Genomic DNA, 8,525 nt, shown 5'->3' with positions numbered 1-8,525 from the left:
GTATCCGAAGCTTCCAGTTTCGCGTAAAGTCATTTGTGATCAACAGTTTAGCTGCATCGTTGGATAGTACTTTTTTCCTTTAAACAATAAGTCATTATCCAGATATTTTCTTCATTTACGAAGTGATTCTACTGTATATTACACAATATTTTGCCCAATCTGCCGCTAGACGATCTATATTCGAAGATCTTGTTATAATCCGATGGAACACAGGGACATATCGGGTTCGTTGTTGCTTAAATTACACCAGTAGCCATGGAAAACATTGGTGTTTCAGTAATGAAAAGCACTAAGGTAAGATACCAACATGCCTGTTATCACACTGTCTAACCGGGCCTACCCGGTGGATAAAAACCGGTGCCTGCTGGACTCTTTACTGGCAAAAGGTGAAAAAATACCTTTTTCCTGTCGTTCAGGTATCTGTCATGCCTGCATGATGAAAGCCGACTTGGGACAACCCACCAAACAGAGCCAGATTTCCCTGAGCAGTGAAAAAGTCCGTGAAGGGTATTTTCTGGCGTGCCAGTGTCTGCCTGAAAATGATATGACCGTCTCCCTGCCCTCCAGAAGCCACACTCAAGCCGCTATTACTGCGAAACAATTCTTAAGCCCCACTGTCGTGGCCCTGACGCTCGCTCTCCGGCATCCGATGAGCTATTCCCCCGGCCAACACATCTGTATAGACGTAGGACAACAGCTGCAAAAAGAGTGTTATCTGGCGTCAATGCCAAACCTTGATCAATCGATGGTCATCCATATCCAGCGTAAGGTGGCAGACCCTTTCAGCACCTGGGCGCACGATGCTGCCAGAGCAGGACAGCGAGTCAGCATCAGCAGCCCCCGTGGATTAAATCTTTGTGGAAATCTGCTCGATACCCCTGACCAAATCCTTATTGCCCAGGAAATAGGGCTGGCCCCCTTGCTGGCTTATGCCCGTGAAGCTCTGGGCAATATTGAGTCCTCATCACATCTTAGAATTCATCTAATCCACGAAACATACAGCAGCGACGAACATTACGGTCTTGGGTCGTTGGAAGCACTCTCGCAAATGGATCAATTCAGCTACACCCTGACCACAGGGCGACAGGACTATGGACAATGGCTGGACTCGGCATTATCAGAGGCCTCATCGATTAGAGTGATTTGCGCCGGTGACATCACCTTCAGCACATCTATTGAGTACACCTGTTCTCTTCGAGCAGGTATCGAATGCATCACTTTGAACAGTGAACTTTCCTGATCCACTTTTCCCTTCGCAACCCACACTCTTCCTGTTAATCTAAAATCATCTATCTGATCGTCTCGGCAAGATTAAAAAGGTGGAATGGAAGTATGACTATGCAAGATCGAGTCAGTGACAAACTGACAGCTGCCCTGGAGCTTGAACACTTTGAAATATTCAATGAAAGCCATAGGCACAATGTGCCATCGGGCTCTGAATCCCATTTTAAAGTGGTTCTGGTTAGCCAGGCATTTGAAGACACAATGCCGGTTAAACGCCACCAGCTGATTTACAAAATCCTCTCCGATGAAATGCAAGGGGGCATTCATGCCCTGGCCCTTCATACTTATACCCCCGGTGAGTGGAACGAGCGTAAAGGACAAGCACCTGACAGTCCGGACTGCAGAGGTGGCAGCAATTGACATGCGACCTTATATGATAGGGAATCTTTCTGGGGTGGGATTGTCTGAGTAAAGGAGCTAAACAAACAACTCATTTCCTTGAAGAGGCATTTAAAATGAATAGTGTGACAGGAGATAATGTGCACGGTAATTCCAATAGTATTCCCTCAAAGGGCGAAACGCTTGCGGAATTTCAAACACGAGAACCGGTGAATTTCGGAAAGTATCAGGTTAAAGTATTGATGACTTATGTCGACAGTATGCATTCTGCGAAATTTACCCAATATGTTGGAAAAGATGTTAAAAATTTCGATTCACGTCGAGAAGCATTGGACTCCGAACAGCGATTAATTCCCGGACAAATCAAGTCTATCACCGATACCATGATAAACGGGGTCAAGCAGTTAGAGCATTATCGTTCTCTGGATTACATTGAACCCAGGTATAATCCTGATAATGTTAAGAATGAAGAAGCGAAAGAATTTGTAGTCGCTGTGATGGAAGAGATTGCAAGTGATATTAAGCAAGTTGAAAAGCATATTGAGCGTTCATCTTCTGCGGCAACCAATGCCAGTCAAGCAATCGCTCACCAAGAGGAGAGGCCCTGATAACAATGTGCACTACTTCGAAATATCCAATCCAGTCCTTCTTCGATTGATTGATAGAATGTAAAATCCTTCGCCCCGGATCTGAAGTGGAGAGCCCCCGACGTGTGCGGCGGTGTACAATTCGAGCTGGATGGTCAGACCATCAAAACCTATTTCCCAAATCCCAAAGCCCGCCTGCCGGTATTGAGCCGACAGGGTCAGCAGGTTCTGGTTCCCTGGGGTCGCCGCGAGAGTCAGCCAGGCCTTACACCACAGGGAGGCTGGGCAAGACTGGAGTCCATTAAAAAGGGTATCTGGAACCGGTTTAGCCCCAGGCCCGTCAAAATCAGCGTTGATGCTTTTATGGAAAAAGATGAAGCGGGGGAGAGCCACTGGTTTCTCCTGGAAAAACAGCAGTTTATCCAGGGGCTGATCGCTACTGATGGTCCTTTTACCCGACTGTATGTCGTGACCGAAGAAAACGAACAAAGTTGTCACAAGAGTCATCGCTGGCCCAGAGTGATCGATGCCCCGGAACCCCTCAGAGCCCCTTCAGAAGGACTCTTTTAGCAGACGATCTCGGTAAATCATACTTTTCAAAAGACAAACATTAGTAGACACTCTACCCCAGTTAAAGCAAATACCTTAATCAAACAACGGCTCGCACCATGACAGCTTATAAAAAAATTCGCCGACTTTTTACTCTGCCTCTTGCTCTGCCTTTTGTGCTTGTCAGCGCCCTGCTACTCACAGCTTGCTCAACGCAGCAAAAAATTGATACTGAAGAACAACCCTTCAGCGGCTATCTAGAAAACTATGAAAGATTGACTGCTTTTGATGATGATACCGCCATGCGCTGGGTCAGCGGCGATCTGAAAAAGTATAAAAAGGTTTATCTTGAGCCCGTCAATCTGTTCCCAAATTACAACGCCACCAATGATGCCCAGCGCGAAGTAGCCACTAAAGTCGCTGACTACCTGAACAATGGTTTCAGGGAAGGCCTGAAGCAGCGAGGAATACTGGCAGAAAAACCCGGACCCGGTGTTTTGGTTATTCAGCCAGCCATTACCGGCATTGTGTCAGAGATGAAGGATCTTAAACCCAGACAATTTGTTCTCCCCGTCGCCGTTGCCAGAACCCTGATCAAAACAGCCACCGACCGTCTGGATTACATCGTGGCTCTGTATTTGGAAGTGCAATTGAGAGATGGCAAAACAGGCAGACTGGAAGGTGAGGTGCTGCGTAAAGGAATCAACAAGCAATCGGACAACGACAAAGTCACCAAAGAAGATGTCAAAGCCGTTCTGGATGACTGGCTGGACTTCTACAGCCGTGGCCTGGACAAGCTAACCCATAAAGATCAGTAAAAATCACCAACATGGCTGCCTGTCGGGCTCATCAGGCAGCCTGCTCTTAATCCCCCCATACACTCAGGAGACCGAGGTGTGTAAACCACACTCACGGTTACCAATGACTTTGGTAGGGTCATAGTAATCTTCTTCAATGGGAAGGTCGTTCATTACCAGGTACTCTTCAACATCCAGCTCTGTCCAGTTCAACAGAGGGGCTACCCGGTAATAACCGTCTTTGGTTTCACTGACGACCTCCAAACCCTGACGAAAAGCTGTCTGGTCTTTTCTGATAGCCGTCAACCAATAGTCAGGAGAAAAACTCTGCATGGCCCGTCCAAAAGGCTCCAGTTTGACCTGTCGGGTAAACTCGTCATGCGCTGGCGTATCCACCTCTGGCACACCACCCATGATGGCATCACGATAGGCACGACTGTATTCCGGGTGATAAATCTGAATGTTCAATTCCAACGTTTGGATCAGATCCCGGGCGAAGCGATAGGTCGCCCGTGTGCCGTAACCAGAATCAATCCAGATCACCGGCAAATCCGGTTGAATCCGGGTGGACATATGCAGAATGGCAGCTTCGTGAGGACCAAAGTTAGTGGTAACCACCGGCTTCATAGCCTTTTGCAGAGCCCAGCGGATAATCTCTTGTGGCGAGCGCTCGGCAAGCTCACGGTTAATGGTCTCCAGATCCATTGATTCCCCCGAAATACTTATTCTTTAACATTTGTGTCTTGGTTTAGCCAAACTATAGGTGATGAGGTTCCCGGGAGGCAATGGATCGTCTAGAACATATCTTTCTTTGCAAATAGTGAGTTGGACTAATGCCCCAGAAACTTGTCAGATTTAAAACAATGTCAAAAAGAGGATTAAAATCAGATCTTACGTACCACATGAAGGCCATGTCTGACGGGTAAAAGAACATTATCCAGATCCGCCCTGGAAGACAGATAGCGGTTCAGCTTTGCAATCACCTCATCCCGCTCATCCAGAGGGTTCAATACACCGCCTTTCCAGAGCGCATCGTCAATAACAATAACGCCTCCCTGCTTCAGCATGGGGAGAATCAGCTCCAGATATTCAAAGTATTTTTTCTTGTCGGCATCAATGAAAACAAAGTCGAGTTCTCCCTCAATGGTAGGGATGGTTTCCAATGCTTTGCCAAACAGTACTTTCAACTTATGAGAATGGGGTGATCGGTCAAAGAATTCCTCTGCAATAGCAATGGCACGAGGATTAGTTTCACAACAATAGATTTCACCATCCTCTGGCAGGGCTTCAGCCATGGATAAAGCCGCGTAGCCGGTGAACATGCCGATTTCCAACACCCTCTTGCTGTGACTTAAGGCTACCAGCAGTTTCAAGGTTTGCCCCACCATTCTTCCCGACATATTTCCCGGATAGCGGGTCCGGTCTTCTGTCGCCTGGGCCAGCTCTTTCAGAAGTGGCGACTCACCGCCGGTAATGTCATGGCAATATTGTTCGATATCGGGATTTACAATGACCGTCATGGCCTTTCCTTCACTGCATTAACGGGCAGATTCTATCAGGAGCCTGCTGAGTAAAAAATGCCTTTTAACCGTGCCCGACTGATACACTCATGGTAGGATTTGAAGCGGCTTCCCGAACACTCTGAGCAAGCCAGGAAGGAACAGAGGGCACTGGCAAAAATAAATAGAACCTATCACTCACTCAACTCTTGCAAGGCAGTAAACCGTGACAGAAAAACCCATTGTAGAAATAAACTATTGCAGCCAGTGCCAGTGGTTGCTCCGCTCCGCCTGGCTTGCTCAGGAATTGCTCAGTACGTTCAGCACCGATCTGGGAGAGGTGAGACTGAAGCCCGGAACAGGTGGTGTCTTTGTCATCACCCTGAACGGCAAACAGATCTGGGAAAGAAAACAGGACGGCGGCTTTCCGCAACCCAAGCAGATCAAACAGAAAGTCCGTGACCTGATAGATCCTGAACGGGATCTCGGACACAATGACCGTTCCTGATTTATGCTAGTCCGGCCAAAGAGAATCTCGCTACTTCCAGCAGGCTCTGACAGCATCCAGCTACTTTCAGAAGCCCCGATCGTGTCATATCAGGGGCTTCTTTCAAACCTTCAGGAAGACGGTTAAACCCAGTCGGAAGCAGGCTTTTTGCGGAATCGGATCATTGGCAAGAACAAACCCAGCAGAATACCTATTATGATCGTACCACTTCCATAGAGATACCAGCGCATACTGCTACTCCGAATCAGCTGGTTATTTTCAGCCTCTATTACCTCAATCCGGTTTTTCAACTGTAAATTTTCTTCCATCAATTGCTTGTTCCGACGATCCAGTGCCTGAGGATCAGCGGTCGCTTCTCTCAAGGCGATAAACTCAGAGGTTTTGTCGTCCAACAGCCCGGTGGTCTCTTCAAGAGTACCTTTAACATTGTCCAGCTCATCCTCAGTGGCAGATAATCCAGATTTTAGAGCCGTGTTCTCTTTGGTCAGTTGCGAAAGGTTTTCCAGCACCTTTGGCAGACGCTCTCTGGCAGGCTCCTCGACCACCAGATACTGACGGGGGATATACCCTTCTAATCCGTCAGCCGTTCTGACCTTGCTGTATCCTTCTCCGGCATCAGCTTCGAGAACTGTCATTCTCAGTCCTGTTTTCAGACCCCGGTGCAAAATCCGGTATTGAGCACCGGGCCCTGAACGCAGTGGGACATAAACAACATCAGTAACATAACGAGTTTCAGCCTGAACCGGTTCAGCCTGAACCATTGAACCCAGTAGCACTATAGCACCAAGGGACAAAAACAGTTTGTGTAAGGATTGTTTCACGTTTTCTCTCTTAGCCAGGCTGCCCTGCTATCAGAATGCTTCAGACAGGGCGAGGCGCCTGTATACCTTAATATCAAAATGACAGACTTCCGGAAGGAAAATCAGGGGAGTACTTTCTTGAATGGCTTCACACTCACAGAACGATAAACACCAGCGGCCACATAGGGGTCATCATCAGCCCATAATTGTGCGGCTTCGAGGCTATCAAATTCAGCGATAACAATACTGCCACTGAACCCGGCCTCACCCGGGTCATTACTGTCTATAGCAGGACAAGGGCCTGCCAGAACCAGGCGCCCCCGGGATTTTAGCACCTCAAGTCTTTCCAGGTGAGCAGGCCTGGCTGTCTTGCGCAGAGACAGACTATTTTCAACATCTTCACTGATGACTGCGTATAGCATTTATTTTTCCTCGGCCTGAATATGTCTTGAGATCACCAGGAACTGCAAGACGACAAAGACAAAAGTAAGAATCAGACTGCCGAACACCTTAAAGTCCACCCAGAACTCATGGAAGGTAAAGGCGACATAAAGGTTGGCGGCACCCAGTAGTGTAAAGAATATGACCCAGCTCAGATTCATACGAATCCAGATCTCATCGGGCAGGCTGATGGCATGTTCCATCATTCGCTGCACCAGTGGTTTTTGGCCAATAAACTGACTGCCCAGAAAGGCGGCAGCAAAGATCCAGTTTACAATCGGTGCTTTCCATTTCAGGAAGTTCTCGTCCTGAAAAGCCAGAGTCATACCACCGAATAAAACCACGGCTAACAGAGTAATAAGTTGGCTCTTCTCAAGAGTTTTGTTCTTGATGAAGCTGCCACCGTAAACAATGACAGATGTAATGATCAGGAAGAAAGTGCCACTGATGGCTCCTCCCACCTCAAGAGAATATCCGGCTACATCCACCATTCTGGGGTCCATTTTGTAGACCGTAAAAAAGATGATCAGTGGAATAAAATCAATCAGTTGCTTCATATTAAACCAGTCGGGTTACCTTGTGATTTACTTGGATATTTTGCTCAGGGCGGCTCACTAGCCGAATTCAGAGCTCGTTAAATCACCCTGTAGTTTACTATGGAACGACTTCATTGCCATGCCTGACCGGATCTATCCTGCCAATTTTTTAAAAGCCTTTACCGTTCCATTGGTGGTAGAGTGTACCGACAGTTACTACTTATTTGTATCGCAATGACCCTGAATGTCGACCTCCATTGCCACACCACCGCATCCGATGGTTCCATGGGACCGCTGGAAGTTTATGAACGAGCACGTGATCAAGGTGTCGATATACTGGCTATTACGGACCATGACTCGGTGGCCGCACACCAGTTTCTAAAGAATAAAACGCTCGAAGGCCCCAGGCTGATCACCGGGATGGAATTATCAACTACCTGGTCTGCGATGGAAATCCATATTGTTGGCCTTAATTTTTCCCTGTCACACCCGGATCTTGAAAAAATCATTCATCACCAGCGCTCTGCCAGAAAGCAGCGATCACTGCTAATCGCCAACCGCCTGGTGAAGAAACTGAAACTCGATATCAGTGCAGACGTTTTGATGGATGAAGTCATTGAACTGGCCTTAAACCGGCAGAAACAAACGGCTGACGGCTTTGTTTTATCGAGAAAAAATATCCAGACAGGCCGCCCTCACTTCGCCCATTGGTTGCTGGAAAAAGGCTACATCAATGAGTTGCAGGCGGCTTTTGATAAACATTTGTCGCATCAGAAAAATAGGCAACTTGAAGGCCTTCTGGCCTCCCATGGGTCAGGCCGTAGCCTGGATCAGAGCTTTGAAAGGCTCGGCTGTATTAGCTCACCCGGGAAAATACAAAATGACCCGCACCAAACTCAGGGCTCTGGTCAGGGACTTCAAACTGGCAGGTGGCCACGCCCTTGAAGTCAGCAGCTGCCAGCAACCTCCCGGACAGCGGGAAACGTTGGCCAGACTTTGCCAGGACTTTGAACTTGGGGCTTCAAGAGCGAGTGACTTCCATACCCCTGCCAATCCGTGGGTAGAACTGGGCAGAGCACCAGAACTTCCCGATGATACCCTGCCTGTCTGGGAGAGCTGGTGGTCACCAAATGATCGCCATCGGCTTTAAATGTTCGCCATCGGCATTAAAGATGTCTGATCTGA

13 protein-coding genes are annotated in these 8,525 nt (G+C 47.9%); 8 read left to right on the top strand and 5 right to left on the bottom strand.

The genetic code is table 11. The features are described 5' to 3' along the window. The first annotated feature begins 307 nt into the window (after positions 1-307). The 5 genes from KDK19_RS03325 (at position 308) to KDK19_RS03305 (ending at position 3,577) form a co-directional block, all read left to right on the top strand. Entirely contained in the window at positions 308-1,240 is a 933-nt protein-coding gene (locus KDK19_RS03325) for a 2Fe-2S iron-sulfur cluster-binding protein (protein WP_257281063.1), read from the top strand. Positions 1,241-1,332: 92 nt separating this feature from the next. Next, positions 1,333-1,644 carry a BolA family transcriptional regulator gene (locus KDK19_RS03320; RefSeq protein ID WP_257275798.1) on the top strand — a complete coding sequence of 104 codons (312 nt, stop codon included), beginning with the start codon at positions 1,333-1,335 and terminating at the stop codon, positions 1,642-1,644. Between the two features lie 95 nt (positions 1,645-1,739). Further along, positions 1,740-2,231, top strand: a complete 492-nt coding sequence (locus KDK19_RS03315; protein ID WP_257291330.1) for a hypothetical protein — start codon at positions 1,740-1,742, stop codon at positions 2,229-2,231. A 102-nt stretch (positions 2,232-2,333) separates the two neighbouring features. Beyond that, entirely contained in the window at positions 2,334-2,780 is a 447-nt protein-coding gene (locus KDK19_RS03310) for a hypothetical protein (protein ID WP_257275800.1), read from the top strand. A 98-nt stretch (positions 2,781-2,878) separates the two neighbouring features. Then, complete coding sequence (locus KDK19_RS03305; protein ID WP_257275801.1) at positions 2,879-3,577, top strand: DUF3313 domain-containing protein; 699 nt, start codon at positions 2,879-2,881, stop codon at positions 3,575-3,577. Between the two features lie 63 nt (positions 3,578-3,640). Here the strand turns inward: KDK19_RS03305 and KDK19_RS03300 are convergent, their stop codons facing one another. Beyond that, entirely contained in the window at positions 3,641-4,261 is a 621-nt protein-coding gene (locus KDK19_RS03300; protein ID WP_257275802.1) for a phosphoadenosine phosphosulfate reductase family protein, read from the bottom strand. A gap of 179 nt (positions 4,262-4,440) precedes the next feature. Further along, positions 4,441-5,076, bottom strand: coding sequence for an O-methyltransferase (locus KDK19_RS03295; RefSeq protein ID WP_257255403.1), 636 nt, complete (start codon positions 5,074-5,076; stop codon positions 4,441-4,443). 205 nt (positions 5,077-5,281) lie between these two features. On the opposite strand from KDK19_RS03295, the gene KDK19_RS03290 reads away from it, so the two are divergent. Further along, positions 5,282-5,563: a SelT/SelW/SelH family protein gene (locus KDK19_RS03290; RefSeq protein ID WP_257255404.1), complete on the top strand. Its 282-nt coding sequence runs from the start codon at positions 5,282-5,284 to the stop codon at positions 5,561-5,563. 122 nt (positions 5,564-5,685) lie between these two features. Here the strand turns inward: KDK19_RS03290 and KDK19_RS03285 are convergent, their stop codons facing one another. From KDK19_RS03285 to ispZ, 3 genes are all read right to left on the bottom strand, one after another. After that, positions 5,686-6,384 (bottom strand): TIGR04211 family SH3 domain-containing protein, encoded by a 699-nt coding sequence (locus tag KDK19_RS03285; protein ID WP_257275804.1) that lies wholly within the window; start codon positions 6,382-6,384, stop codon positions 5,686-5,688. A gap of 101 nt (positions 6,385-6,485) precedes the next feature. Continuing rightward, positions 6,486-6,785, bottom strand: a complete 300-nt coding sequence (locus KDK19_RS03280) for a YciI family protein (protein WP_257275805.1) — start codon at positions 6,783-6,785, stop codon at positions 6,486-6,488. Then, a complete protein-coding gene (ispZ, locus tag KDK19_RS03275; protein WP_257275806.1) occupies positions 6,786-7,361 on the bottom strand; it encodes a septation protein IspZ in 576 nt (191 codons plus the stop codon). It lies immediately after the preceding gene. Between the two features lie 180 nt (positions 7,362-7,541). Between ispZ and KDK19_RS03270 the strand changes: the two genes are divergently transcribed. Next, the gene (locus KDK19_RS03270; protein ID WP_257291329.1) at positions 7,542-8,285 is read left to right on the top strand and encodes a PHP domain-containing protein; all 744 of its coding nucleotides are present in this window, start codon (positions 7,542-7,544) and stop codon (positions 8,283-8,285) included. Then, positions 8,221-8,490 carry a hypothetical protein gene (locus KDK19_RS03265; RefSeq protein WP_257291328.1) on the top strand — a complete coding sequence of 90 codons (270 nt, stop codon included), beginning with the start codon at positions 8,221-8,223 and terminating at the stop codon, positions 8,488-8,490. The genes KDK19_RS03270 and KDK19_RS03265 overlap by 65 nt, the downstream gene beginning before the upstream one ends. Positions 8,491-8,525 lie beyond the last annotated feature (35 nt).

The sequence above is a fragment of the Endozoicomonas sp. ONNA1 genome (assembly GCF_024606325.1).
Taxonomy (GTDB): domain Bacteria; phylum Pseudomonadota; class Gammaproteobacteria; order Pseudomonadales; family Endozoicomonadaceae; genus Endozoicomonas_A.
This window is presented reverse-complemented; position numbering and strand designations above follow the sequence as displayed.